The following is a 23,148-nucleotide window of genomic DNA, read 5'->3' as shown; positions in this document are numbered from 1 at the left end:
TACGAGATGCAGCGCGGTTTCCTCGTCGGCGCCGTGGGCGGTGCGGTCGCCGTGGCCGCCGTGGCCGGCGTGGTCACCTGGTTGTGCGCGGCCACGGATGTGCAGCACACCACGATCGACCCCGTCTCCGAGGGGCTCTACGTACGGGCGGACGGCCACCTCGCGATCGCCGACACCATTCTCGAGGCGCGCATCCAGGGCTGGTACCACCCGCTGCCCTGGCTCGGACGGGAGATCCACGACGTCTCCTGCCCGTTCCACCTCAAGGCGGTGGTCGGTGCGGCCGAGACGTGCACGGCACGGTCCGGCGGCGGACGGATCTCCATTCCCGTCCGGGTGACCGGCGTCGAGGGAGACCCCGCCGAACCGCGGGTCACCTGGACGTTCGACCGTTGACACCACGAGCGCAGCGCGGCGACGGTACGGCGCCCCTCAGTCGTCGTCGCGCAGTGCCCGGTGGATCTCGCCGAGCGAGCCGGTCATCCGCACGTAGTCGCCCGGCGTCACCGGCGTGACGAAGTACCGCTCGACGACCTGCGCGTGGACCTCCGCCGCCCGCAGGAAGACGGAGCGACCGCGGTCGGTGGCCTCGACCAGCACGCTGCGGCGGTCCTCGGGCGACGGCACACGGCGGACCACGGCGGCCTCCTCCATGCGGTCGATCAGACGTGTGACGCCGCTGCTGGTGAGCGTGAGGTCGTCGGCCAGCACGCGCTGGGTGACCTCTTCGTCCGGCCGGCGGCAGAGCCTGATGAGGACCTCGAACATCGTGTGGCTGATTCCGCACTCCCGCCTGAGAGCGCCGTCGATCCGCTGTTCCAGTCGGGTGGCGGCCTTGATCAGCAGTCCGAAGTCGTGCACGAGCGGGCTGTTGGCGGCACGGGCGGCCTCGTCGCCCGGCCGGTCGGCCGCATCCACCTGTCGACGTCCTCTCCCGTCCACGGCCCCCCGACGAAGGCCGTCCACCCCCGACTTTACTGCCTGCTCACCTACCGACGTCTCAATTGCTGAGCAGTCAATTGCTGAGCAGTCAGCAAACTCCTAGGATGGAGTCCGCCACCTCGCACCAGTCGGAGAAAAGGGACATGTCCATGGACCTGCAGCACTGGCTCGGCCGGGCCACCCACGCCATACAGGAGTGGGCCGACACCTTCAGCCCGTACGAGCAGCACCCGTCCCTGCACGTCGACGACGGGCGTTTCGCCTCCGCCTTCGAGGAGCTCACCGCCCGGCTGACGCGGGACAACTACCCCTTCTTCCACCCGCACTACGCCGGCCAGATGCTCAAACCCCCGCACCCCGCCGCAGTGGTCGGCCACCTCACCGCCATGCTGATCAACCCCAACAACCACGCCCTGGACGGTGGCCCGGCGACCGCGGCGATGGAGCGCGAGGCCGTCGCGCAGCTCGCCGCCATGTTCGGCTACGACACCCATCTCGGCCACCTCACCACCAGCGGCACGATCGCCAACCTCGAAGCCCTCTTCGTCGCCCGGGAACTCCACCCCGGCCGAGGAGTCGCCTACAGCGCCGAGGCGCACTACACCCACGGCCGCATGTGCCACGTCCTCGGATTGAAGGGTCACCCCGTCCCCACCGACGAAGGGGGCCGCATGGACCTCGCCGCCCTGGAGGACGTCCTTCGCGCCGGAGACGTCGGCACCGTCGTCCTCACCGCGGGGACCACCGGACTCGGCGCCGTGGACCCGATCGACCGCGCGCTCGCCCTGAGGGACCGCTACGGCGTGCGCCTCCATGTCGACGCCGCGTACGGGGGCTTCTTCACCCTGCTCGCCGGCGCCGACGGCCCCGAGGGGCTGCCGCCCGAGCCCTGGCGGGCCATCGCCCGGTGCGACTCGATCGTCGTCGACCCGCACAAGCACGGCCTCCAGCCCTACGGCTGCGGGGCCGTCCTCTTCCGCGACCCCGAGGTGGGGCGCTTCTACCTGCACGACTCGCCCTACACCTACTTCACCTCCACCGAGCTCCACCTCGGCGAGATCAGCCTGGAGTGCTCCCGGGCGGGCGCCTCGGCCGCCGCGCTGTGGCTCACGTTCCGCCTCCTCCCGCCCACCCCGTCCGGTCTCGGCCGCGTGCTCGCGGCCGGCCGCCGGGCCGCCCTGCGATGGGCCGACCTGATCTCGCAGTCCGACGTTCTGGAGCTGTACCAGCGCCCCGAACTGGACATCGTCGGGTACTTCCCGGCCGTGGAACCGGCCACCCTGTCGGCGGTGGACGCCGCGTCCGCGCGGGTCCTGACAGACGGGATGAACGACGGCGACCCGGTGTTCCTGAGCACTCTCAAAGCCGGTCGCGAGGCGTTCGCGGTCCGCCGTCCCGAGATCAGCGCGGACGCCGACGGCGCGCGCATCCTCCGCAGCGTCCTGATGAAGCCGGAATCCGAACAGCACGTCGAACGTCTCCACGCCCGAGTGGAACAGCTCGCACGGCCGCGCTGACGGCGGTGGCGCGCGGGCACAGCGGGCCGGCGGCAGGGCGCGCCGAGCCGACGGCGGTCAGGGCCCGCACATGCGCGGGGGCGCACGCCGCAGACCCTGACAGGAGGGAACGCCGCCGAGCCGGGCCCGGGAGGTCGGGGACCGCCGCTTCGGCTTCGGCGAAGGGGACGCGTGGGAGAGGTCGGCTCCGCACCCGGAGTGCGGGGCGATCGTCACCGGCGGCGGGCCTCCGCGTCCCGGCCGGGCGGGTCCGCGAGCACGATGCGGGCGACGACCCGTTTGCCGTCCGGCTGCCGCTCGACGACGAGGTCGTGGGCGACGGCCTGGACGATCTCGAGACCGTGCCGGCCGATCCGGGCGGGGTCCGCGGCGCCCACCAGCGGCACCGTGGGGTCGCTGTCGCGGACCACGACCTCCACCATCGCGCCGGTGACGCGCAGCTGCATCAGCGCCGGTCCCGGCGCGTACTTGCGGGCGTTGGTGACCAGCTCGCTGACCACGAGCTGGGTCAGGTCCATCGCGCGCGAGGAGACGTCCACACCGCGTTCGTCACGGGCCCGCGCGAGGAAGTCGGCGGCATCGCGCCGGGCCTGCGCGATGCACCCGTCACCTCCTGAGAGGACGTACCCCGCCTCGATCAGGTCAGCGCCGATCCCCGTGCCGTCGTCGGATCGCGATTCCACCAGGCATCGTCCTTCTGCTCCCCACTCACGGGTGTGCGTGTACCCGCCACGTTGTCATGCATGTCGCGAGCCGTGTTCTTCGGCACAGCCGGTTGGGAGCGTGCGGCTGACACCGTGCGGCAGAATTGCCCTCACAGACGCTGCCCCCGGCAGCCTAGGTGCGATTGAGGAAACGGTGACTGACAACCAGGAAACGGGCCGATCCGACCGGCTGTCCGTCGAACACGCCAGCGTCGGCGACATCCGTGTCGTGAGCCTGCGCGGCGAGATCGATCACGATGTCAAGGACGCGCTGAGCGAGGCACTGCTGTCCCGGGACGGCGATCAGGGGCACCGGATCGTGGCGGACCTCAGCGGCGTGACCTTCCTGGACTCCAGCGGCATCAACGTGTTCGTCCAGGTCCACCAGCAAGTGAGTGCCGCCGAAGGGTGGCTGCGTCTGGCCGCCGCCCAGGAGTCGGTGGCGCGGGTCGTCCAGCTCGTCGGCCTCGACTCGGTGCTCTCCTGCCACAGCACCGTCGAACAGGCGCTCACCGCCTGATCGACGGTCCGGCCCCGCCGGCCGGGCCCCGGGCCGCTCGCCGCGCGCGAGCGGCCCCGGCGCGAAGCCGCGGACCAGGAGTCGAGGATCAGGAGTCGCGCTCCGGCCGCCGGCCGGCGGCGCCGTCTGCGTCGAGCCCGGCGACCAGGCCCCGCAGGACCGGCCCGTACTCGGGATGGGCGAGCGCGGACGCCATCTGCGCGACGAGGTAGTCGGCCGGGTTGCCGGTGTCGTACCAGCGCCCCTGGATGACCTGCCCGTACACCGCGCGGGTGGCGGCGTAGGCGTTGATCGCGTCGGTCAGGTAGACCTCGCCGGTGCGGTGCTCGTACCAGCGGCGGGTCTGCTCGCGGAGTTCGTCGATGATGCCGGGGGTCACGACGTAGCCGCCGATGGCCGCGTAGGACGACGGGGCGTCGGCGGGCAGGGGCTTCTCCACCAGCCCGGTGATGCGCAGGGTGCCGCCGCCGAGGTCCTCCTTGACGATGGGCACGCCGTAGCGCTGGGAGTCGCCCGGGTCCATCGGCAGCAGCGCCAGGACCGGACAGCCCGTCAGTTCGTAGGCCCGGATCAGTTGCTGGGCGCGGGGCACGTCCGCCACGAAGACGTCGTCGGGCCACAGCACCAGGACCGGCTCGTCGCCGAAGGCACGGGCGGCGTTGAGGACGGGGGTGCCGTTGCCGTACGGGCCCTGCTGGTCGAGGTAGGTGATATGGCCCTGCCGGGCCAGCTCGGCGACCTCCTCCACCGCGTCGGCGTAGGCGGTCTTGCCGTCGGCGCGGAGCTGGGCGACGAGGGCGGGGTTGGGCCGGAAGTGGTCCTGGATGAGGCTCTTCCCGCCGGAGACGACGATGGTGATGTCGGTGATCCCGGAGTCCACCAGCTCGCGCACGGTGTGTTCGATGACCGGCTTGTCGCCGACCGGGAGCATCTCCTTGGGGATCGCCTTCGTCAGGGGCAGCAGACGGGAGCCCAGTCCGGCGGCGGGGATCACTGCCCTGCGGATCGTCGGGGACATGAGGTCTCTCTCGGTCGAACGGCACACCGTACCGGCCGGCACGGCACAGCCGACGCTACCAACGCCCGCCACCGCCGCCGGACGCCCGCCGCCGCCGGACGCCGGTCCCGTCGGACATTCGCGACGCCGGTCCCGTCGGACGTCACCGACCCGACAGGCGCCGGCGGGATCCGCGTGGCCGGTCTGGAACACGCGAACGGGCCGGCCGCCCGGCTCTTCCACCCGGCCGGTGAGGCCTTCGGGGGAACTCCGGTCCGACGCCGCGATCGGGCACTCGACGCGTGGTAGGGGCATGAGATGTCCACACCCCCCGATGGGCCCGCCGCTCCGCCCGAGCGGCGCGGCGGCGACGGGCCGCGCGTCCCCGCTCCGCTGCGGACCGCTGCCGCCTACGCATGGAGGCTCATCGCCGTCGGCGTCGTCGTCCGGGTCGTCTTCTCCGTGCTCGGACAGTTCCACCGGGTCGCCGTCGCCGTCTTCCTCGGCCTCGTCATCACCGCCGTGATCCGCCCGGTGGTCGGCGTCCTCGCCCGGTTCATGCCCCGTCCGCTCGCGGTGGCGACGGCACTCGTCGGCGCGATCGTCCTCGTCCTCGGCGTGCTGGCGCTGGTGGGCGAGACCGCGGCCGATCAGCGAAGCGGGCTGGAGAAGGAGTTCGTGGCGGGCATCGACCGGATCGAGAGGCGGCTGGAGGACCCTCCCTTCCGGCTTCCCCCGGACGCGTTCGACGATCTCCAGTCCCGGATCGGCTCGCTCCTGTCGAGTCACCGTGCCACCCTCATCAGCACGGCGCTCAGCGGGGCGAGCCGCCTCGTCGAGGTGCTGACCGTGCTGGCCCTGGCCCTGTTCTGCGGGGTCTTCTTCACGCACTCCGGCGACCGGCAGTGGCAGTGGGTGTGCGACCAGCTGCCCGACGGGGCACGGCGGACGTTCACCGTCATGGGCCAGGCGGCCTGGCGGACGTTCACCGGCTACACGCACGGCATCCTGCTCGTGGCCGTGATCAACGCGGTCCTCGTGGGCATCGCGCTGTTCGCCCTCGGCGTGCCGCTGGCCGTCCCTTTGGCGCTGCTGGAGTTCCTGGCCGCGTTCATCCCGTTGATCGGCTCGCCGATCGCCCTGGCGGTGGCGGCCGTCGTCGCCCTCGCGTCGAAGGGGATCCTCGTCGCGGCTCTGGTCGTGGCCCTGATCGTGGTCATCGGCCAGATCGAGGGCCACCTTCTGCATCCCATCGTGATGAGCTGGGCCGTCCGGCTGCATCCGGTGGTGGTCGCACTGGCGGTCGTCGGCGGAGCGGTCGCGGCGGGAGTCATCGGCGCCGTGGTCGCCGTACCGCTGGTGGCCGTCGTGTGGTCGGTGCGCCAGGCGCTGCGGAATCGTCCCGACGCTCCCCGGTGAGTCCGGCCCGCGCCACGTCCCGGAACGGTCAGGGAGCGTCCGCCTCGGGTCTGCGTCCCCAGGCGGTGAGCATGCCGGCCGACAGCGCGGCGCACTCGCCGGAGTCCAGGTACCGCATCGCCGCGTCGACGCCCGCGTCGTCGACCAGGCCGGTGGCCAGCATCGCCGCTCTGCTCCGCTCCCACGTGTCGGCCCAGAAGCGGCTGAGCGGACCGCCGGGCAGCAGCGGCGGCACATGGACCTCGGCGGCGACGGACACGAGTCCCGTGTCGCGCAGAAGGTGCGGGTAGGACGGCACCCAGGAGACGTCGGTGCCGATGGTGGCGCGCAGCCCCTGCCACATCGCCCGCATCGCCGTGCTGTAAGGGGTTGCGGGCGTCCGCTCGTTCGTCAGGTCGACGGCGTCGCTGAGGACCAGCACGCCCCCGGGCGCGACGAGTCCGGCCAGCCGGGTGATCATTCGTTCGTGCTCGGGCAGATGCATCAGCACGAACCGGGCGTGGACGAGCCGGAACCGGCCGGGGACGGAGCCCGCGGCGGTGACGTCGGCCTGCAGCACGCGGAGTCCCGGGATGCGACGCGACTCGAGGAAGCGCACATCCCGGTCCACGGCGAGCACGCTCGCCACCCCGGCCTCCTCCAGCAACCGGCGGGAGACCGTGCCCGTGCCGGCGCCCACGTCGAGGCAGTCCCACCCGGGGCCGACGCCGAGCGCCCGCAGCCGCGCCATGGTGATGTCGTCGTAGGCGAGGGTGCCGAAGTCGATGCGCTCGCCCTCGCCCGCCTCTTCGGGGCGGAAGACGCTTTCGCCGTAGCGCCCGCCGTGCGGCGCGTCCCCGTGCGCGGCGGCACTCACGTCGTGACCGGAGTGTGGCCGGGGGCGCAGGCCCTGCCGGGTCCCGGGGGCCGACCGGCGAGGAGCCGCAGGGGCGGGAAGTCGAACGGGTTCATGGCCGAGCCTCTTTACGGGCGATGGGCGGTGCCGGGCGGCGGCGGCCCGTCCCGGGGGCCGCCGCTTCACGATCCCGCACGGACGGCCATGCGCGCGGACGAGGCGCGCCGCGTCTGAGCCGATCGGACCAGGGGCGCCGGAAAGAGGTGTGAAGGACCCTCACAAGGAATCCGCACAGAGACGTTTGTTCGGGCGCGGACGGTGCACACGAGAAGCTAACACTGTCCTTATACGAGGAAGCGGAGACGCACAATGGGCATCATCGCGTGGATCGTCATCGGCCTGCTCGCCGGCGCCATCGCCAAGGCCTTGATGCCGGGCAAGGACCCGGGCGGCATCATCGTCACCATGCTCATCGGCATCGTCGGCGGCCTGCTGGGCGGCTGGCTCGGCAAGGTGATCTTCGGTGTCGACTCCATCGACGGGTTCTTCGACCTCTCCACCTGGATCGCCGCGATCGTCGGCTCCTTCATCCTGCTCGCCCTCTACCGCCTCGTCACCGGCAACCGTCACTCGCACCGCCACGCGTGACCTGCCGATGACGTACGCGCCCCGTGGCGCGTGACCGGCTCCCCCCTGTGCTCGCAGGGTGGGAGCCGTCGGCGTGTCCGGCCCCGCCCCTCCCGCCCCGGCGCGGCGGTCCCGCAGATCCACGACGCGAAGCCCGCCACGGACAGAGCGAAGGGGCCCGGCGATGCGCCGGGCCCCTTCTTCTCGTAGCGGGGACAGGATTTGAACCTGCGACCTCTGGGTTATGAGCCCAGCGAGCTACCGAGCTGCTCCACCCCGCGTCGGTGATGCCACTCTACACGGTGGCGTCGGCGGGGCGGCACGTGACCGCGCGGCGGTGTCAGCCGCGGACGATGTTCTCGGCCTGAGGTCCCTTCTGGCCCTGGGTCACGTCGAAGGTGACCGGCTCTCCCTCCACCAGTTCCCGGTAGCCGTTGCCGGAGATGTTGGAGTAGTGGGCGAAGACATCCGGTCCGCCGCCGTCCTGGGCGATGAATCCGAAGCCCTTTTCGGAGTTGAACCACTTCACGGTGCCGCTGGCCATGCTGCTTGTCCTTCAGTTCTCGCCGGGAGTCCCGGCTGGTCCATGTACGGGGCCTGCCCGTGAGCGGGAGGCACCCGGCTCCGTTCTACCCCGCCGACGGCGGGGTTATCCGACTATTGCGCCGGCCGCGGCGCGTCGTGTGCCCGAGCGGGTGACGGGGGCGACCGCCGTACGGCCCAGTCCGGGGTTGTGGGCCCGGACGGCAACGCCCCCGGGCGGACCCGCCTCTCGTTCCCCGTTGGTCCACATCGGCACGGGGTAGACACGATGGCATGACGGAAGCCGTGCAGGCAGGACTGTGGGGACTCGTCGCGGGCTCGGCGCTGTTGCTGGGTGCGGCGCTGGGTTACGGGCTGCGGGTACCGCAGAAGGTGATCGCCACCGTGATGGCCTTCGGCGCCGGAGTGCTGATCTCGGCGGTCTCCTTCGAACTGGTCGGGGAGGCCTACGACGAGGCCGGGCTCGCTCCCACCATCCTGGGCACACTCGTCGGAGCCGTGGCCTACACCGGGGGCAACGTGTGGCTGGCCCGCCGGGGCGCCCGGCACCGCAAGCGCTCGGGTGGCGAGCGGACCACGGCGCAGCCGTCGGAGGCGGAGCAGGCCGGTTCCGGGACGGCACTCGCCCTGGGCGCGCTGCTCGACGGGGTGCCGGAGTCCGCGGTCATCGGCGTCAGCCTGCTCGACGGCGGGGCGGTGAGCCTGGTGACCGTGGCAGCGGTGTTCATCAGCAACGTCCCCGAGGGGCTGTCGAGTTCGGCGGGCATGAAGCGGGCGGGACGGGGCGCGGCGTACGTCTTCGGTGTCTGGGGAGCCATCGCCGCCGCGAGCACGGTGTCGGCCGTCCTGGGTTACACGGTCGTGGGCGCCTTCTCCCCCGCGGTGATCGCCGCTGTGACGGCCGTGGCCGCGGGGGCCATTCTCGCCATGATCGCGGACACGATGATCCCCGAGGCCTTCGAGGACGCCCATCTGGCCATCGGTCTGATCACCGTGAGCGGCTTCCTCGTGTCCTTCGCCCTCTCCCATGCCTGACCCCTTGAGCCGGCCTCAGGTGAAGTACAGCTTGGCCTTGTCCATGACGTGGCCGGTGAACATCCCGCCGTACATGACCTTGCCCCGGTACATGGTGACCCGGCTCACCCCGGAGCCGGCGGTCTCCACCGTGAGGGGCCGGCCGATCACGGACGTCCCGAGGATCCGGGCGTCCGCCGCGACCCAGGTCCGCGCGGCCGGCTGGACGGCGCCGCTGACCAGGGCGGGCAGGACCATCGCCGCGTTGCGGGCGCCGGCCAGACCGCTGCGGATGCTCTTCGCGTAGTCCATGGCCCACCCCGTGAACTGGGCCATCGCCGCTTCGTCCACCGCGGGGACGGCGGCGGCGAAGACGAACAGTTCCACCTTGGTGCCGAACCATCGCGCCTTGCGGTCCGCCCGGCTGCCGATCACCACAGGGAAGTCGCGCCAGGCGGACGCGGTCACCTCGCATCCGTCGGTCGCCAGCCGTCCCCGGAGCGCCTCGAGATAGGCGCGGGCCGGGTCGGCCTGTGCCGCCCCGTCGGTTTGCTGCTGAGTCATACGTGGGCCCTCCCCCGTCGGTGTCGCAGGCCGTCCGGCCGGCCTCGGCCGGATGGACGTCAGCCCATGATCGCGCCTGCGGGGGCCCGCGTAAACACATGAATTCGTGCGGTAGGGCCGACCTGCGCGGAGACCCGGAATTCAGGGGCCTCCCCCGGGCCCGGTCCCCGCCGTCGTCCCGTCACGCCGTCACGCCGTCACGCCGTCACGCCGTCAGGAGTGAACGATGCGGCGGACGTTGTCCACGTCGCCGCAGCCCGCCTTCAGCTGCCGCTCCCGCTCCTCGAGGAACGCCTCGCCGAGTTCCTCGCGGCGCTCCATGGCGGCGTTCTCGCGGGCCCCGTTGAGGATCGTGCGCTCCTCCTCGTCGGCGTGGTGGGTGACGGCCTGGACGAGCTCTTCGAGCTTCTCGTCCCACTCCTCGGAGCCGACCTCGTCGACCTCCAGGAGTTCGAGGAGCGCCTTGTTGCCCTCCTCGTGCTCCTCCTCGCCGTGCTCGACCTCTTCGTCGTCGATCTTCTTGTAGCGCTTGAGCGCGGGATACACCTTCGCCTCTTCCGCCAGCGCGTGGGCGATCAACAGGTCGGCGAACTCCCGCAGCGCGGCTGCCCGGTCGGCTTCGACGCTGCGCATCAGACGAAAGAGGTCTTCCATCCTTCGGTGGTCCTGGAGAATGAGTTCGACGACGTCACGTGTCTCGGCCATGGACGGGTTTCGCTTTCGTACGAGGGAACGTTGCCGGATCCGACTACCCCCGCCCGCCGTCTTCAACAGTGGGAACGCGGACGTCCGCGCCGGCGTTCGCGCGGCGGGCTCCGGAGTCGGGACCGTGCCGGTCCAGGCACAGGACGGCGGCGTCGTCGCGTACACGGCCGTCGCAGGCTCGGTGACGGCGGCGACGAGGCCGCGCACGGGGTTCTCTTCCCGCCGACCCGGCAGGAACGCGGCCGCGGCACGTGACCGCGTCAGGCACACGCCCGGACCACGGCCCCGACGCACCCGGGGCCACCGTCGCCCACGGCAGGCGCCGTTCCTCGACGTCGTGGCCGCGCGCAGGGTGCGCGCACCGTGGCGGGCGACCGCCGGCCGGCACAACTCCCGCACGGTCGCGGTCGCCACGCCACGGCCTGCGGCCTTCTGCGCGGCACGGTGGCCGAGTTGCGCGGCGCCGTTCACGAAGTCGTACGGACGGCTCGAAGGACAGGAGCGCCGGGGCCTGGTCGGCGTGCGGCCGTCCCCACCCGGGCGCCGCCCGACCGCACCCCGGCAGGGTCTCCCGACCGGGCCTTTCGTCAGCCACGGTGAGTGGCCGTTCCGGTACGACGGTGCCACCATGGAACGAGGGGGTGCGAGGCCCCCGTCTCTGCTGCGACGTCGAGGGTGCACGCCGGAGGAGCGGTGTCGTGGCATCGAGACGCTTCGCGCCCAGGACGGGCGGCGCGGCCATGCTCGCGCATGATGCGCGGCCCGGACGCTCGCCTTCCAGGAGGGATCCACATGGCCAAGCGTCTGATCGTCTGCTGTGACGGCACATGGAACTTCGCGGACCAGCCCAGCAGGACGAACGTCACGAAGGTGGCCCTGGCCATCCGTCCGCAGGACGGGGACATGACGCAACGCGTCTACTACCACAGCGGTGTCGGCACGAACAGACGGGAGCGGTTGCGCGGCGGAGCGTTCGGGGTGGGACTGTCCCGCAACACCGTCGACGCCTACCGCTTCCTGGTCGACAACTACGAACCCGAGGACCAGCTGTACTTCTTCGGGTTCAGCCGGGGTGCGTTCACCGCCCGCAGTCTGGCCGGCCTGGTACGCAACTCCGGCATCCTGCGCCGGGAGTACAGGGATCGGGTCGGCGAGGCCTGGACCCTCTACCGCAGCCGGACGGAGAAGCCGACGAGTACGGCGTCCACTCTCTTCCGGCGCTCCTACTCGCACGAGACGGGCATCCGCTTCATCGGTGTGTGGGACACCGTCGGAGCCCTGGGCATCCCGATGCCACCGTCGCCCCGGCTCGCCGCGGGCGTGGACCTGTTCAACCGCCGTTGGGCGTTCCACGACACCACGTTGAGCAGCTGGGTGCAGAGCGCCTTCCACGCGATCGCCGTGGACGAACAGCGCTCGCCGTTCCCTCCCACGCTGTGGCACCGGGGGACGGCCACGGAGAGCGAGGAGGCACGACGCCGGCGCGGCGGCAATCCGCAGGAACTCAAGCAGGTGTGGTTCACGGGGGTGCACTGCGACGTCGGCGGCGGCTACGCGGAGTCGGCCCTGTCCGACATCCCCCTGCTCTGGATGGTCGGGGAGGCGACGCGCTGCGGCCTGAAGTTCGAGGACACGGCGTTCCGCAGGCCCGAGCCGGGAGCGCCGCCGTCCGGCGACTCCACGGACATCAGGGTCGAGCCCGATGTGATGGGCACTCTCCACGACTCGCGGTCAGGGCTGTACCGGTGGATCGCGCCGGTCCCCCGGCCGATCGGCGAGGCCGGCGACGGATGCGAGTTCGTCTCGGACACGGTCCTGCGACGCCATGACACCGACCCGGCCTACCAGCCGAAGAAACTCGTCGAGTACCTCAAGGTCTCGCACCCGCAGGTGGAGGAGATCCGGCCGCGGATCCCCGGCGCGGACTAGGACGGCACACGCTCTCGCATCGGCCGCGCTGCCCCGCACGAACCGCCTCCCTTCACACCGGGTGCTCGAAGGCGCGCGGAGGGTGGCCGGACAGCCCGGGCGTCGCAGGCGGCCGCCGCGAGCGAACACGGGCGGCTCGGCCTCCCACCGCTTCCGCGTTCGGGCGGGCGTCGCGGACACTGGACGGCAGGAGAGGGGAGGCCGACCGTGCTGACCACCGTCCGCGAACACCTTGGGCAGGCCCTGTTCCGCCGCGTCGCCGGCCCCGACGGGCCGACGACGCGCGCCCGCATCCACGACACCCCCGGACCGCGCTGGTTCGCGCCGGAGCGCCCGATCCGCATCGTCCACGGCGACGCCTCCATGTTCATCGGCGGACTGAGCGCGCTGCTGCTGCAGTCCCTGCACCCCCTCGCGATGGCGGCGGTGGCCGGGCACTCCGGTTATCGCGGCGACCCGTGGGGCCGGCTCCAGCGCACCAGCACCTTCCTCGCCGTGACGACCTACGGCACCGCCGCGGACGCCCAGCGGGCGGTGGACCACGTCCGCGGCATCCATGAGCGGATCCGTGGGACGACGGCCGACGGCGTGCCGTACCACGCGGCGGATCCGCATCTGCTCGGCTGGGTGCACGCCGCCGAGACGGACAGTTTTCTGCGCGCCCACGAACGCTACGGCGCCGGTCCGCTGGACGCGGCCGGCTACGACGCGTACGTCGCCGACACCGCGCGTGTCGCCGAGGCCCTCGGCGTGAACGACCCGCCCCGCGACCGCCGCGCACTGTCCGACCGTCTGGCCTCCTACCGGCGGGAGCTCACGGCGACGCCCGAGGCCAGGGCCGCAGCCCGCTTCCTGCTGTTCCAGCCTCCCCTGCCCCTCGCGGTCCGGCCGCTCTACGGCGGACTGGCCGCGAACGCCGTCGCGCTGCTTCCGGACTGGGCCCGCGGCATGCTGTGGCTGCCCCGCGTCCCGGTCGTCGAGCAGTTCGCCGTACGGCCGGCGGGACAGGTCCTGACCCGGACCATCCGCTGGGCCATGACGCCGCCGCCCCGCCCCCGGCCGGTGTGAGCGCGCCACCGGACGCCGGACGTCGCGGCCCTCGCGGGTCCGGGCGCCTGCGACCGCGTCCGGCGCATCGCCGCGCATCGGTGCAGACGAGCGCGGATCGGCGCGGATCGATGCGGATCAGCGCGGTGCGGATCAGCGCGGATGGGCGCGGCTCATACGACGATGCAGGTCATGGCCGCCCAGAGCAGCGGCGAGTGCTCGATGCCGCCCCCCGCGCGCCAGCGGTCGAGTCGCTCGCGTTGCCAGCGGGCGAGCCGGGCGACCGGGTCGGGGCTCTCATGGGCGGTGTCGACGGCGACGATCGCCTCGGTCAGCGGCCGTACGGACTCGGTCAGTCCGGCCAGCCGGTGGAACGCGAGACTGGTCGGCAGCGTCCAGCGCGTGGCGGTGACGAGTTCCGCCCCGTTGTGGAGCATGGCCGTCGCCAGGCCGAACGACTCGGCGAAACGGAGGTCGCCACCGCTCTCGCAGCCGATGAGGGCGACCCGCGGCGGCGCGGGCCAGATCTGCGCGCCCGGCTCACCGTCGGCGCGCAGGGGCAGCGTGCCCAGGAGAAGGTCCTTGGCGGAGAGCGGGCGGTGGGTGCGGACTGTCTCCGTCAGGCCGGTGGTCCGCGGACCGCAGCACAGGTGCAGCGTGCCGTCCTCGCTCTGACCGCCTTCGACGGGCGCGCCGCTGACGTGCCCGACGTACAGGAGTCGGCGTGCCCCTCCGCGGAGCACGCCGCTGAGCCAGTCCCGGTCCAGGTCGGTGCGGCGGAACGCCTCCGCCGGGGCGGCGACGGAGGGTGCGACGGGGCCCGCGTCCAGCCGGCGGCGCACCAGCGTGAGCAGCTCCGGGTCCGAGCCGGGCGGTCCGAGGACCGACCCGAGCCCGGAGTCGGCGCGGAACCCGGGGACCCGGGGGTCCAGGACGAGAACGACCGTGCCGGCGTCGTCCACGGGTGAGCCGCTCGCGGCGCCCTCTTCGGCCTCGGCTCCGGCGCCCGCGTCCGCGTCCGGCGCCGGGTGCGCGGTGGGACCCGGCCGCCGCAGCGACGCGGGCGCGGTGGTGACGACGTCCGCCAGGTCGATGAGCCGTACGTCGCCCGAGCCGTCCACGGCGAGCAGCTCCCAGGGCACCTGGGCGACCCGGGGCGACGGCTGGATGCGGACCAGCGGGCGGCCCGCGCGTGCCGACACCTGGCGTATCTGTGCCGTCAGGCCCTGCGGCCACAGGGCCTCGGCCAGCAGCCGGGCGAGCCGGCGTTCCGTCCGGTGCTCGGCCATCGCGCCCGATCCGAGCGCACGGTGCATCCCCTCCGCTCCCCGGCCCGCCTCCGGCAGCGCGGCGGTCAACTCCCTCACGGCCCTGCCGACTTCCTCGGCCGGGCCGTGGCCGGTGCCGAATCCCGTGGCCCCACCGGCCCACGTCCAGGTCATGAACAGGTCTCCGGCGTCGGCCAGCCGGATCTGCACCACCGGACGGCTCGTGAGGTCCTCGGTGATCCAGAACGGGACCTCCTGATCGTTCACGATCCGCCGGCGGTACCGGGACTCCGCCGCCTGGATGTACTCCTGCAGCGCGACGCGGCCGGGTCCCTGCGCCGCCATTCGCACCTTCGGCGGCGGCGCGACGCGCAGGCCCGCGGAAGCGGCGGCCTCCGACGCCGCACCGCCGAGGACCGCCGGGCCGTCGCCGTGCCCGTACGACTTCATGGCCGCCCGCGGGAAGACCGTCAGGTCGGCTTCGGCGGGGCGGTAGGGCCCTGCGCCGGGCGCCGGCAGCGGCGTACGGTCCAGCGCCAGGGAGGCGCCCGCGGCACGGTGTTCCACCAGCTCGAACAGCAGCCCCTGATCCTGCCGGCGCACTGCGAGACGGAACGCCAACTGCATGGCCTGGTCGGCGAGTCGCAGCCACTGATGGCGCGCGTGGGCGGTCACGAAGTCATAGCGGGCCGCCTGCAGCGCCAGCGCGGCGGGGAGGGCCAGGGAGAGCGCGGTGTCGACGGACCGCCTCTCGTGCTCGCCGTGGTCCGTCCGGGTCAGGTTGTCCTCGAGGGTCGTCGCGAGCATGAGGTCGACCTGCGCGCAGCGCTCGTACACCTCCCGTTCCCGGTAGACGTCACGGGCGTCCTGGGCCAGCCGTTGCATCTCGGCGATGTCGCCCCGGTCGTAGGCGTGTTGGGCGCCCAGCAGCATGGTGTCGGCCGCGGCGATCGATGCGCCGAGCCGTTCGAAGCGGGACAGGCTCGCCGACGTGAGGTCCCCCGCGCGGGCGCTGTCGCCGCGCCGGGCGGCGAGGAAGGAGCGGGCCTGCTCGCAGACCGCCAGGTCGCCGTGCCGCCGCTGCTGCTCGAAGAAGGCGGACGCCTCGGCGAACAGCCGCTCGGCGAGGTCGAGTTCACCCCGGTTCATCGCGACGTTAGCCCGGTGCGCGAGCATGGACCGCTGCTCCCCGGTGTCGCCCAGTGCGCGGTAGCGCTCCTCGGCGCGGGCGAGGCAGTCCTCGGCCTGGTCGAAACGCCCGGTCGAGGAGCAGATCACGCCGAGGGCCGTCAGCAGCCGTGGCACGGTCTCGATCCCGGTCGTGCGCACGGTGGAGAGCAACGCCTCCGCGTGCTCCTCGGCCGCCCCCCACTCACCGCGGTCCATCAGCACGAGCACCCGGTTCAGGCCCAGTTCCGTGGTGCGCAGTCCCTCGGGGTCGTCGAACTCGTGGAGCGTGGCCGCGGCTTCGTCGAGGCACTCCAGTGACTCGTCCAGGCGTCCCATCCTGCGCAGCAGGTCGGCCCTGGCGAGCACGGTCTTCAGCAGGACCTCCAGCCACAGTTGACGGCCGCGGGGCCCCATCGGCACGGACGCGATGCCGTCGAGCAGCCCCCGGGAGCGCTCGACTGCGTCCTCGGCCCCTGCCAGGTCGGTGGCGGTGAGCCTGACGCTCGCGACGTCGGCGTGCAGGTGCGCCCGCAGGAAGCGCACGTCGGGCGAGTCCTCGAGGGACTCCGCCGCGGCCAGCAGCTCGTCGTACACGGCGCGCGCGGCGGCGAGGTCGGCGGCCCGCTGATGCTCCTCGGCCAGCGCCAGACCGCTGTCGAAGGGCTCCCCGTACAGCCGGGTCACCGCTGCCCCGTCGCCCCGCTCCCGCCCGTCCGACGCGTCGCCGTCGAACGCGTCGCCGTCCTGTTCCCGCTCGTCCCGCTCGTCGTGGTGGTGGGGCTGTCGGTCCGGCACGTCAGTAGTCCTCATCGGTGGCAGCGGCGGCGGTCTCGGCGAGGAAAGGAGCAGAGCAGTCGTCCAGGGGCTGTCGGTGGTGAGCCGCGGAGGAGGTCGCCGCGGCGGTCAGCCTCCGGCGCGCCAGGGCCCTGACGGCGTCCCGCCGGCCACGGTCGGCCACCGCCTCCGGTGCGCCGGAGCGGCCGGGGTCGAAACCGGGCAGCAGGACGCCGACCTCGACACTCGGTGACAGCGCCCCGGTGGACAGCTGCGGGGTCAGGTCGACGTGACCGGTCCACACGTCGTCCCGTCTGGTGAGCGGGATCCGGTACGGGCCGGCGCCGTCCACGTGGACCTCGGCGGCGAGGATCACGCCGGCGGAGGGCGCCGCCGGGTGCGCGACGGCCTCCGCCTCGACGCGCCGCCGTGCGCCGAGGGCACGGGCGGTCCAGGACACCGCGTCCTCGGCCGCGTCGACGAAGCCGGGCGGGTAGCGGCGCCAGTCGTTGGTCCCCGGGCCGCGGGCGATCACCCGGCCCGCCGGGCCGGGCGTGTCGCCCGCCGCCAGGGCGTAACCGTCACGCCGGTCGAAGAGTGGGCCGAGGCCGGCCGGAACCTCGGAGGCGGCCGGCGGCCCCGCTGCCGCCGGTCCGCCCGATGCCGTCGGCCCGCCGCCCGGGCCGCGCCGCTCCAGGGCCGTACGGAGGATGCGCAGGGCCGGGCCGTCCAGTCCGGTGCTGTCCGCCGCCGCGTCGATCAGCCGCAGGACTTCCTCCAGACGACGGGCCTCCTCCGACTCACCGGGCGTCGCCTGCCACCACTGGACGAGCGCGTCGAGGGCGGTCCGATGCTCCTCGATCAGTGCGGCCGCGCAGTCGTCGGGCTGATCGTCCTCGCCGTCGAACAGCTGCTGGCAGCGGTGCGTGAGCGCGGCCAATTCCAGGCCGAGGAAATCAGGTTGGAGCGCCGGTATGCCGTCCGAGAGCGAGGCCGGCCACCAACGGGCCGCCCAGTGGCCGAGACCGAGCCGGGCGGCCGCGCCGCCGAGGTCCGTGGCCTGCGCTCTCACCCGCATGGCGGAGGACTCCCCCGCGGAGTGTGCGTGGACGGCGGCGGCGACACGTTCGCCGTAGAGCGCCCACAGCCAGTGCTGGGCGCGCCCCACGTCGTGGATCCGCGCCGAGGGCGGGCCTGGGGCGCCCAGGACGGGACGGCTCAGGACGGCGCCCGCCACATCGAGGACGGTCCACATGAAGTCCGCTCCGACCGCGACGAGCCGGTCGTCCGCCGTGCGGTCGCGGTGACTCCCGGCATCGCCGCCCGCCTCGGCATCGCCGTACGCGTCGGTGGACCGGGGTTCGCGGTCGGCGGTGATCCGGATCGTGCCGTCCTCGCCGCCGCTCACCCGGACGTCGGTGCCGGCGCTCCCCATCACGCGCTCCTCCGCTCGGCCGTCCGATCGGCCCCCGCCGACAGGGTGCGCAGCGCCGCACGGACCCGGGCGCGGTGGTCCATCATCACCGAGCGGGCGACCCCGTCGAGCAGCGCCCATGCCGAGGCGAGGTCGGCCAGGGGCGCCTCGCGGACGTCGCGCCCGTGCAACCGCACCCACAGCCGGCGCATGTAGGCGGTCCACGGGGTGCGCAGGTCCTGGGCGAGCGCGTCCAGGACGCCGCCGTCCGGGTCGGGCCGGGGCGAGACGGTCATTCTGCGGGCGCGCAGGACCGAAGCCTCCCTTCGCCAGCGGGCGTTGACGGCCCGGTGGGCGGCCGTGCGCCCGGCGTCACCCCGGTCGGCGCCCAGGGGGTCGAGGCCCACCGCGAGCCTGCCGCCGAGGACGACGGCGACGCGCAGGCTCTCGTCGTGCAGGCCGAGCGGTGCGCAGCTGCGGCCGGCCTCGCGGGCGGCGAGTTCCGCCACGGTCGGCAGCGCGTCCCGGTGAGCCGACGTCTGCAGGACCACGAAGAGCCGTTCGAAGAGCGAGCGGTCCAGCGGTGCGGGCAGGGTCGCGGTCGAGGCGCCCCGGCCGACCTCCGGACGCGGCGGTGTCTGCCGCCCGGTGAGTCCCAGCGGGGCGGGCAGGTCGTCGCGGCCCCACAGGCCACTCGCGTGGGCCCATAGGGCCCGGCCGAACATCTCTCCGTGGCCGGCCTCGATCATGGCGGCGTACGACGGCGAGGCGCTCGCCCGCCCCGGAGCCCCGCAGGCATCCAGCACCTCGGCGGCCCGCTCGATCGCCGTGCGCGCCGCATTCGCGTCGGCCGGGGAGCGGCTCCCCCACGCCGTGGCCAGCTCCGCTTCGAGCCGGGAGCGACGTACGGCGTCGGACACGTGGTCCTTCAGCGCCTGAACGGTGCGGCCGCCGGGCGCGTGGGCGATCTCCTCGACCACGTCCCGGGCCGTCGCGTCCGCACCGGCCGCGGGCGCTCCGTGTTCGGCGGCCAGTTCGAAGCAGCGCTGGAAGTACAGGTCCTGCGGGTTTCCGGCGACGACGCCGAGTGCGCGGCGGGCCTTCTTGAGCAGGATGAACCACCGGGCCGTCGCCGCGAGGAGGGCCGCGGACTCCCGGATCAGGGCGTCGAGACCCCCTGCCTGCGCGGGTGGGAGAAAGTCGGCCGCGAGATCGGGGCGCAGCGCGGGTCTGACGATGAGCGGCAGCACGATCAGTTTGACCGTCCGGGTCAAGGGCGCCCCGTCGGGGCCGCTCAACGGCTCCAACCCGGCCCCGAGGCCGCGCCAGGCGTGGTCGATGACCAGGGCACGCGGGCGGCTCCCGCCGGTCGGCTGGCTCGGAGACGGCATGTGAGGAGCGTACGCGGCGGGGAAGCGGGCGCACGAACCTGGGATCGGTAGGCGTTCGGGGCCGCCTAGCGTCGACGCCGTCGGGCAGAAGCGGCCACCCGGTCCGCTCGGACGGCATCCGCCGACATCGTCAGAAGGGAAGAACGGCATGGGAATCTTCGGACGGCGCAAGAGCCGTGAGGAGCGGGCCGCCGAGATCGTCGGCAAGGTGGCGAGCGGCAAGGGCTTCTACGGCCGCACGACACGCGCGTTCCTCGGCGGCGCGGACTTCGCGAGGGTGCAGCAGTCGATCGGCGCGTACCACTCCACCGTCGAGGTCGCGCAGTTGCTCGCCGCGGGGGCGCCGACGACGCCGGCCACCGTCGTCTCGGTCGGTGACACGGGCAAGCTGGTCAACTTCGACCCGGTCGTCGACCTGGTGCTCCGACTCCCGGGCGGCGCCGACCGCATCTCGCTTCAGAGCATCGTGTCCAAGCTGCGCATACCCCGGGCCGGCGACCAGGTGCTCCTGGTGGCCGACCCCGCCCGCCCGGGCGGTTACCTCTACGCCGGAGACGGCGTGACGCCCTGAGTGAACCGGCGTACTCGGCGCCGGCGTCCGGCTCCGTTCGGAAGGTCGCGTCGGGCACTGAAGGAGGGGTGCGGGTGAGCGCACACGCGATGCTGGAGCTGTGGTGGACGGTTCCCGCGGGATCGGCGATTCTCGGGTACGCGCTGTCCCTGTCGGGACTCACCCCGGCCCAGCGGGCGGTCTGGGTGCGGGCACGGATCATCCAGGTGCACCAGCCGGTGCACGGGGCATCGAGACACCCGGGGATCCTGGTGACGGTCACGTTCCAGGACCCGTCGACCGGGCGGGATTTCGTCCGCCGCAATGTGGGCAGACACGGTGACCCGGTCGAACAGGCATGGGTGGGCCGCGAGGTGACGGTGCGCTACCCGCGGGGGCGGCCGGAGCGGTTCCGTCTGGCGCTGCACACCGCCGACGACGACACGGGCCGGGCCGTCCCGAACTGCACGGTCGCCCTGCTGCTCGTCGGGCTGATCGTGCATGCGGCCGTCGCCTGGGGCTATCCGTGGGCGCTGCTGGGCTTCGGCGCGCTGCTCGCCGTCGTCACGGCGGCCGGACCCGATCTGCGCGCGGTGCGCTCGCGCGACACCCTGCTGGCCTCGGCGCCGGCCGTCCCCGCGAAGGTCGTGGCCGTGGCCAGGGACGTCTACACCGACGGTGAGGGCGAGGAGGTCGTCGCCCACACCCCGGTCGTGTGCTTCACCACCCACGAGGGCACTCAGGTCACCGTCCTGTCCCGGGACGGGATCCGCGAACCCCGTGTGTCCCTGGGCCGCGAGCTCACCGTCCACTACGCCCCGTCCGACCCGGCCGTGTTCACCTACGGCCTCGCGGCCGAGCGCCGCTCCAACGAGAGGTCCGTCGGCGTGATGATCATGCTGTTCGCGGTGGGAGTGGCCGCGACCGCGGCGGGCGCGGTCCTGCTCTGACAGCGGGGCGCACTGCACGCGGCGGCGCCCCGGTCAGGCGGTGGACCTCTGTTGTGGCGCGTCGCGCCGGCTGCGCAGTTCCTCGTTCATGCGCTGCGCTTCCTCGAGCTGGTCTTCGAGGATGACGATGCGGCAGGCGGCCTCGACGGGGGTGCCCTGGTCGACGAGTTCGCGGGCGCGCGCCGCGATGCGCAGTTGGTAGCGGGAGTAGCGGCGGTGACCGCCTTCGGAACGCAACGGGGTGATCAGGCGGTGTTCGCCGAGGGCGCGGAGGAAGGCGGGGGTGGCGCCGAGCATCTCGGCGGCCCTGCCCATCGTGTAGGCGGGGTAGTCGTCGTCGTCCAGAGGGGCGACCGGGCGGGTACTGCGTGGGGGCATAGACCTCTTCTTCCGGGGGACGCGTCGGGGGGCCCGGGTGCCGTACCGGCACCCGGGCCCCGAGCTGTCAACACCATCTGCCGGCTTACTGCGCCGGCGCCTTGTTCCACAGGGTCCGCCCGGAGGGGCGGGGCTGTGGGGATCGCTGCTGCGTGACCGGGGACCACCTTCCAATCCGGGGTCTGCGGTACCCGGGCGGACTTCCTCCGCGCCCGGGCGATCCTGATGGCGTCTGCTCCTTACTTTCGGCTACTCGATGGCACTGCTCTTGCTGGATACCGCGGGTACTGCTCGCGACCCGGCGGGCCGCGTCCTGCTGGGGACCGCATGTGCGGCAGTTCGTGTCTGCCGCACCCTCTCGACTTCTTGGGTACGAGAGAAACAGTAGCTCGACGACCAGGCCATGTCTACTCTCGCCAGTGCAGATTTTCTCGTTCGACCTGATCCGGTCTTCTGACCAGGCCACATCCGGAAGAATGCCGTCACACCATCCGGCCCGACGGCCGCTCCGGGCCGCGGTCGCGCCGGTCCGGCCGCATGTCACGGACTCCGACGCCTGGTGAATACTGGCGCTCCCTACCGGCGGAACGAGGAGCACGACAAGTGACCCGCGACGATCGCACAGGACCACCCAGCTTCGGCAGCGAACGAGACACCCTGCGGGCCTTCCTCGACTACCACCGCGACACCCTCGCCATGAAGTGCGAGGGTCTGACCGACGAAGAGCTGCGGCAGCAGTCCATGCCTCCGTCCACGCTCTCTCTGCTCGGCCTGGTGCGGCACATGGCGGAAGTCGAACGCGCCTGGTTCCGGCGGGTGTTCGAGGACAACGACGCCCCCATGGTCTGGTCGGACGAGATCGACTTCCAGGCCGCCTACGACGCGAGCGCGTCGACCAGGGAAGAGGCCTTCGGAGCCTGGCAGGCGGAGGTGGAGCACTCACGCCGCGTCGAGCGTGCGGCCGAGTCCCTGGACCAGGCCGGCTACCAGCCGAGATGGGAGGAGGAGGTGTCGCTGCGGATGGTGATGGTTCACGTGCTCCTGGAGTACGGCCGCCACAACGGGCACGCGGACTTCCTGCGCGAAGGCGTCGACGGGACCGTGGGCGCCTGAGCCGACGTGGAACTCCCTGCGGAAACCGTGTCCGCACTCTCGACAGACCTGGGGTAACCGGCGGTAACTTCTGGCGTGTTGCCAAGACAACCGCTTTCCTCCCCAGGAGACACCCCCCATGCGCAGACTTCTCGCCTGCCTGACGACCGCGGCCGCCGCCGTCGGCGCGCTCACCGCGGCCACCGCGCCGCCCGCGACGGCCGCGACGGCCACCGACTCGGGCGCCTTCAGCGTCCTGTCCTACAACGTCGCGGGCCTGCCCGCGATCATCTCCAGCGCCTCCACGCCCCGCGACACCAGCACCACGGCCATCGGCCGGCGGATCGCGCCCTACGACGTCGTCCACGCCCAGGAGGACTTCAACTACCACTCCTACCTCTACGCCGCCGACACCGCACACGCCCACCGCACCCCCACCAGCGGCGGCGCCGCCATCGGCAGCGGCCTCAACACGCTCTCCAAACTCCCGTACGACGCCGACGACTTCGAGCGGGTGCGCTGGAACACCTGCACCTACGGATCGGGCGACTGCCTGACCCCGAAGGGCTTCACCTTCATGCGTGAGCGCCTCGCCGAGGGCGTCTACGTCGACTTCTACAACCTGCACGCCAACGCCGGCACCAACAACGACGACCTCGCCGCCCGCGCCGCCAACCTCACCCAGCTCACCGGGTTCATCGCCACCCACTCCGCGGGCAACGCCGTCGTCGTCATGGGCGACACCAACACCCGCTACACCCGCTCCGGCGACACCATCGCCGAGTTCGCCGCCGCCAA

At 72.8% G+C, this 23,148-nt stretch carries 22 protein-coding genes, 1 tRNA gene and 2 pseudogenes; 12 read left to right on the top strand and 13 right to left on the bottom strand.

Annotated elements, in window-relative coordinates; all coding sequences use genetic code 11:
- The first annotated feature begins 6 nt into the window (after nucleotides 1–6).
- Nucleotides 7–396 carry a DUF4333 domain-containing protein gene (locus ACH4ZA_RS23715; RefSeq protein WP_398431464.1) on the top strand — a complete coding sequence of 130 codons (390 nt, stop codon included), beginning with the start codon at nucleotides 7–9 and terminating at the stop codon, nucleotides 394–396.
- Between the two features lie 36 nt (nucleotides 397–432).
- On the opposite strand, the gene ACH4ZA_RS23710 is transcribed toward ACH4ZA_RS23715, so the two are convergent.
- Nucleotides 433–918: a MarR family winged helix-turn-helix transcriptional regulator gene (locus ACH4ZA_RS23710; RefSeq protein WP_398431463.1), complete on the bottom strand. Its 486-nt coding sequence runs from the start codon at nucleotides 916–918 to the stop codon at nucleotides 433–435.
- A 173-nt stretch (nucleotides 919–1,091) separates the two neighbouring features.
- Here ACH4ZA_RS23710 and ACH4ZA_RS23705 point away from each other — a divergent pair, with 173 nt between their 5' ends.
- Nucleotides 1,092–2,459, top strand: a complete 1,368-nt coding sequence (locus ACH4ZA_RS23705) for a pyridoxal phosphate-dependent decarboxylase family protein (RefSeq protein ID WP_398431635.1) — start codon at nucleotides 1,092–1,094, stop codon at nucleotides 2,457–2,459.
- Between the two features lie 212 nt (nucleotides 2,460–2,671).
- Here ACH4ZA_RS23705 and ACH4ZA_RS23700 read toward each other — a convergent pair whose 3' ends face one another.
- Nucleotides 2,672–3,142, bottom strand: a complete 471-nt coding sequence (locus ACH4ZA_RS23700; protein ID WP_398431462.1) for an ATP-binding protein — start codon at nucleotides 3,140–3,142, stop codon at nucleotides 2,672–2,674.
- Between the two features lie 175 nt (nucleotides 3,143–3,317).
- Between ACH4ZA_RS23700 and ACH4ZA_RS23695 the strand changes: the two genes are divergently transcribed.
- Nucleotides 3,318–3,683, top strand: coding sequence for an STAS domain-containing protein (locus ACH4ZA_RS23695; protein WP_398431461.1), 366 nt, complete (start codon nucleotides 3,318–3,320; stop codon nucleotides 3,681–3,683).
- An 88-nt stretch (nucleotides 3,684–3,771) separates the two neighbouring features.
- On the opposite strand, the gene ACH4ZA_RS23690 is transcribed toward ACH4ZA_RS23695, so the two are convergent.
- On the bottom strand, nucleotides 3,772–4,701 hold the full coding sequence (locus tag ACH4ZA_RS23690; RefSeq protein WP_398431460.1) for a UTP--glucose-1-phosphate uridylyltransferase: 930 nt from the start codon (nucleotides 4,699–4,701) through the stop codon (nucleotides 3,772–3,774).
- 297 nt (nucleotides 4,702–4,998) lie between these two features.
- Here ACH4ZA_RS23690 and ACH4ZA_RS23685 point away from each other — a divergent pair, with 297 nt between their 5' ends.
- Nucleotides 4,999–6,099 carry an AI-2E family transporter gene (locus ACH4ZA_RS23685; RefSeq protein ID WP_398431459.1) on the top strand — a complete coding sequence of 367 codons (1,101 nt, stop codon included), beginning with the start codon at nucleotides 4,999–5,001 and terminating at the stop codon, nucleotides 6,097–6,099.
- A gap of 28 nt (nucleotides 6,100–6,127) precedes the next feature.
- Here ACH4ZA_RS23685 and ACH4ZA_RS23680 read toward each other — a convergent pair whose 3' ends face one another.
- Nucleotides 6,128–6,955, bottom strand: a complete 828-nt coding sequence (locus ACH4ZA_RS23680) for a class I SAM-dependent methyltransferase (RefSeq protein ID WP_398431458.1) — start codon at nucleotides 6,953–6,955, stop codon at nucleotides 6,128–6,130.
- 348 nt (nucleotides 6,956–7,303) lie between these two features.
- Between ACH4ZA_RS23680 and ACH4ZA_RS23675 the strand changes: the two genes are divergently transcribed.
- The gene (locus tag ACH4ZA_RS23675; protein ID WP_057577098.1) at nucleotides 7,304–7,582 is read left to right on the top strand and encodes a GlsB/YeaQ/YmgE family stress response membrane protein; all 279 of its coding nucleotides are present in this window, start codon (nucleotides 7,304–7,306) and stop codon (nucleotides 7,580–7,582) included.
- 186 nt (nucleotides 7,583–7,768) lie between these two features.
- Here ACH4ZA_RS23675 and ACH4ZA_RS23670 read toward each other — a convergent pair.
- Nucleotides 7,769–7,842, bottom strand: a tRNA-Met gene (locus tag ACH4ZA_RS23670).
- 59 nt (nucleotides 7,843–7,901) lie between these two features.
- On the bottom strand, nucleotides 7,902–8,105 hold the full coding sequence (locus tag ACH4ZA_RS23665; protein WP_009192932.1) for a cold-shock protein: 204 nt from the start codon (nucleotides 8,103–8,105) through the stop codon (nucleotides 7,902–7,904).
- Nucleotides 8,106–8,377: 272 nt separating this feature from the next.
- Here ACH4ZA_RS23665 and ACH4ZA_RS23660 point away from each other — a divergent pair, with 272 nt between their 5' ends.
- Nucleotides 8,378–9,139, top strand: a complete 762-nt coding sequence (locus ACH4ZA_RS23660) for a ZIP family metal transporter (RefSeq protein WP_398431457.1) — start codon at nucleotides 8,378–8,380, stop codon at nucleotides 9,137–9,139.
- A 15-nt stretch (nucleotides 9,140–9,154) separates the two neighbouring features.
- Here ACH4ZA_RS23660 and ACH4ZA_RS23655 read toward each other — a convergent pair whose 3' ends face one another.
- The 3 genes and pseudogenes from ACH4ZA_RS23655 to ACH4ZA_RS23645 all read right to left on the bottom strand — a co-directional run.
- On the bottom strand, nucleotides 9,155–9,682 hold the full coding sequence (locus ACH4ZA_RS23655) for a hypothetical protein (protein WP_398431456.1): 528 nt from the start codon (nucleotides 9,680–9,682) through the stop codon (nucleotides 9,155–9,157).
- Nucleotides 9,683–9,895: 213 nt separating this feature from the next.
- Nucleotides 9,896–10,387, bottom strand: a complete 492-nt coding sequence (locus tag ACH4ZA_RS23650; protein ID WP_398431634.1) for a hemerythrin domain-containing protein — start codon at nucleotides 10,385–10,387, stop codon at nucleotides 9,896–9,898.
- Between the two features lie 318 nt (nucleotides 10,388–10,705).
- A pseudogene (locus ACH4ZA_RS23645) lies at nucleotides 10,706–10,867 on the bottom strand (GNAT family N-acetyltransferase); the annotation flags it as partial.
- Nucleotides 10,868–11,179: 312 nt separating this feature from the next.
- Between ACH4ZA_RS23645 and ACH4ZA_RS23640 the strand changes: the two are divergent.
- Together ACH4ZA_RS23640 and ACH4ZA_RS23635 are read left to right on the top strand one after the other, a co-directional pair.
- Nucleotides 11,180–12,316 carry a DUF2235 domain-containing protein gene (locus ACH4ZA_RS23640; RefSeq protein WP_398431455.1) on the top strand — a complete coding sequence of 379 codons (1,137 nt, stop codon included), beginning with the start codon at nucleotides 11,180–11,182 and terminating at the stop codon, nucleotides 12,314–12,316.
- A gap of 207 nt (nucleotides 12,317–12,523) precedes the next feature.
- A complete protein-coding gene (locus ACH4ZA_RS23635; protein ID WP_398431454.1) occupies nucleotides 12,524–13,384 on the top strand; it encodes an oxygenase MpaB family protein in 861 nt (286 codons plus the stop codon).
- Nucleotides 13,385–13,536: 152 nt separating this feature from the next.
- On the opposite strand, the gene ACH4ZA_RS23630 is transcribed toward ACH4ZA_RS23635, so the two are convergent.
- The 3 genes from ACH4ZA_RS23630 to ACH4ZA_RS23620 form a co-directional block, all read right to left on the bottom strand.
- Nucleotides 13,537–16,485 (bottom strand): hypothetical protein, encoded by a 2,949-nt coding sequence (locus tag ACH4ZA_RS23630; protein WP_398431633.1) that lies wholly within the window; start codon nucleotides 16,483–16,485, stop codon nucleotides 13,537–13,539.
- Between the two features lie 112 nt (nucleotides 16,486–16,597).
- Nucleotides 16,598–18,010: a hypothetical protein gene (locus tag ACH4ZA_RS23625; RefSeq protein WP_398431453.1), complete on the bottom strand. Its 1,413-nt coding sequence runs from the start codon at nucleotides 18,008–18,010 to the stop codon at nucleotides 16,598–16,600.
- Nucleotides 18,010–19,380: a hypothetical protein gene (locus tag ACH4ZA_RS23620; protein WP_398431451.1), complete on the bottom strand. Its 1,371-nt coding sequence runs from the start codon at nucleotides 19,378–19,380 to the stop codon at nucleotides 18,010–18,012. Before ACH4ZA_RS23620 ends, ACH4ZA_RS23625 begins: the two co-directional genes overlap by 1 nt.
- A gap of 148 nt (nucleotides 19,381–19,528) precedes the next feature.
- On the opposite strand from ACH4ZA_RS23620, the gene ACH4ZA_RS23615 reads away from it, so the two are divergent.
- Both ACH4ZA_RS23615 and ACH4ZA_RS23610 read left to right on the top strand, forming a co-directional pair.
- The gene (locus ACH4ZA_RS23615) at nucleotides 19,529–19,951 is read left to right on the top strand and encodes a hypothetical protein (protein ID WP_398431450.1); all 423 of its coding nucleotides are present in this window, start codon (nucleotides 19,529–19,531) and stop codon (nucleotides 19,949–19,951) included.
- Nucleotides 19,952–20,025: 74 nt separating this feature from the next.
- The gene (locus ACH4ZA_RS23610; protein WP_398431449.1) at nucleotides 20,026–20,880 is read left to right on the top strand and encodes a DUF3592 domain-containing protein; all 855 of its coding nucleotides are present in this window, start codon (nucleotides 20,026–20,028) and stop codon (nucleotides 20,878–20,880) included.
- A gap of 33 nt (nucleotides 20,881–20,913) precedes the next feature.
- Here ACH4ZA_RS23610 and ACH4ZA_RS23605 read toward each other — a convergent pair whose 3' ends face one another.
- The gene (locus ACH4ZA_RS23605; RefSeq protein ID WP_398431448.1) at nucleotides 20,914–21,258 is read right to left on the bottom strand and encodes a MerR family transcriptional regulator; all 345 of its coding nucleotides are present in this window, start codon (nucleotides 21,256–21,258) and stop codon (nucleotides 20,914–20,916) included.
- A 603-nt stretch (nucleotides 21,259–21,861) separates the two neighbouring features.
- Here ACH4ZA_RS23605 and ACH4ZA_RS23600 point away from each other — a divergent pair.
- Both ACH4ZA_RS23600 and ACH4ZA_RS23595 read left to right on the top strand, forming a co-directional pair.
- Complete coding sequence (locus ACH4ZA_RS23600; protein ID WP_398431447.1) at nucleotides 21,862–22,371, top strand: DinB family protein; 510 nt, start codon at nucleotides 21,862–21,864, stop codon at nucleotides 22,369–22,371.
- A 118-nt stretch (nucleotides 22,372–22,489) separates the two neighbouring features.
- A pseudogene (locus tag ACH4ZA_RS23595) lies at nucleotides 22,490–23,148 on the top strand (endonuclease); the annotation flags it as partial.

Origin of the sequence: Streptomyces sp. NPDC020597 (genome assembly GCF_044335095.1) — a bacterium.
Taxonomy (GTDB): domain Bacteria; phylum Actinomycetota; class Actinomycetes; order Streptomycetales; family Streptomycetaceae; genus Streptomyces.
The sequence above is the reverse complement of the archived record's forward strand: the minus strand, read 5'-3'. Positions and strand labels throughout refer to the sequence as shown.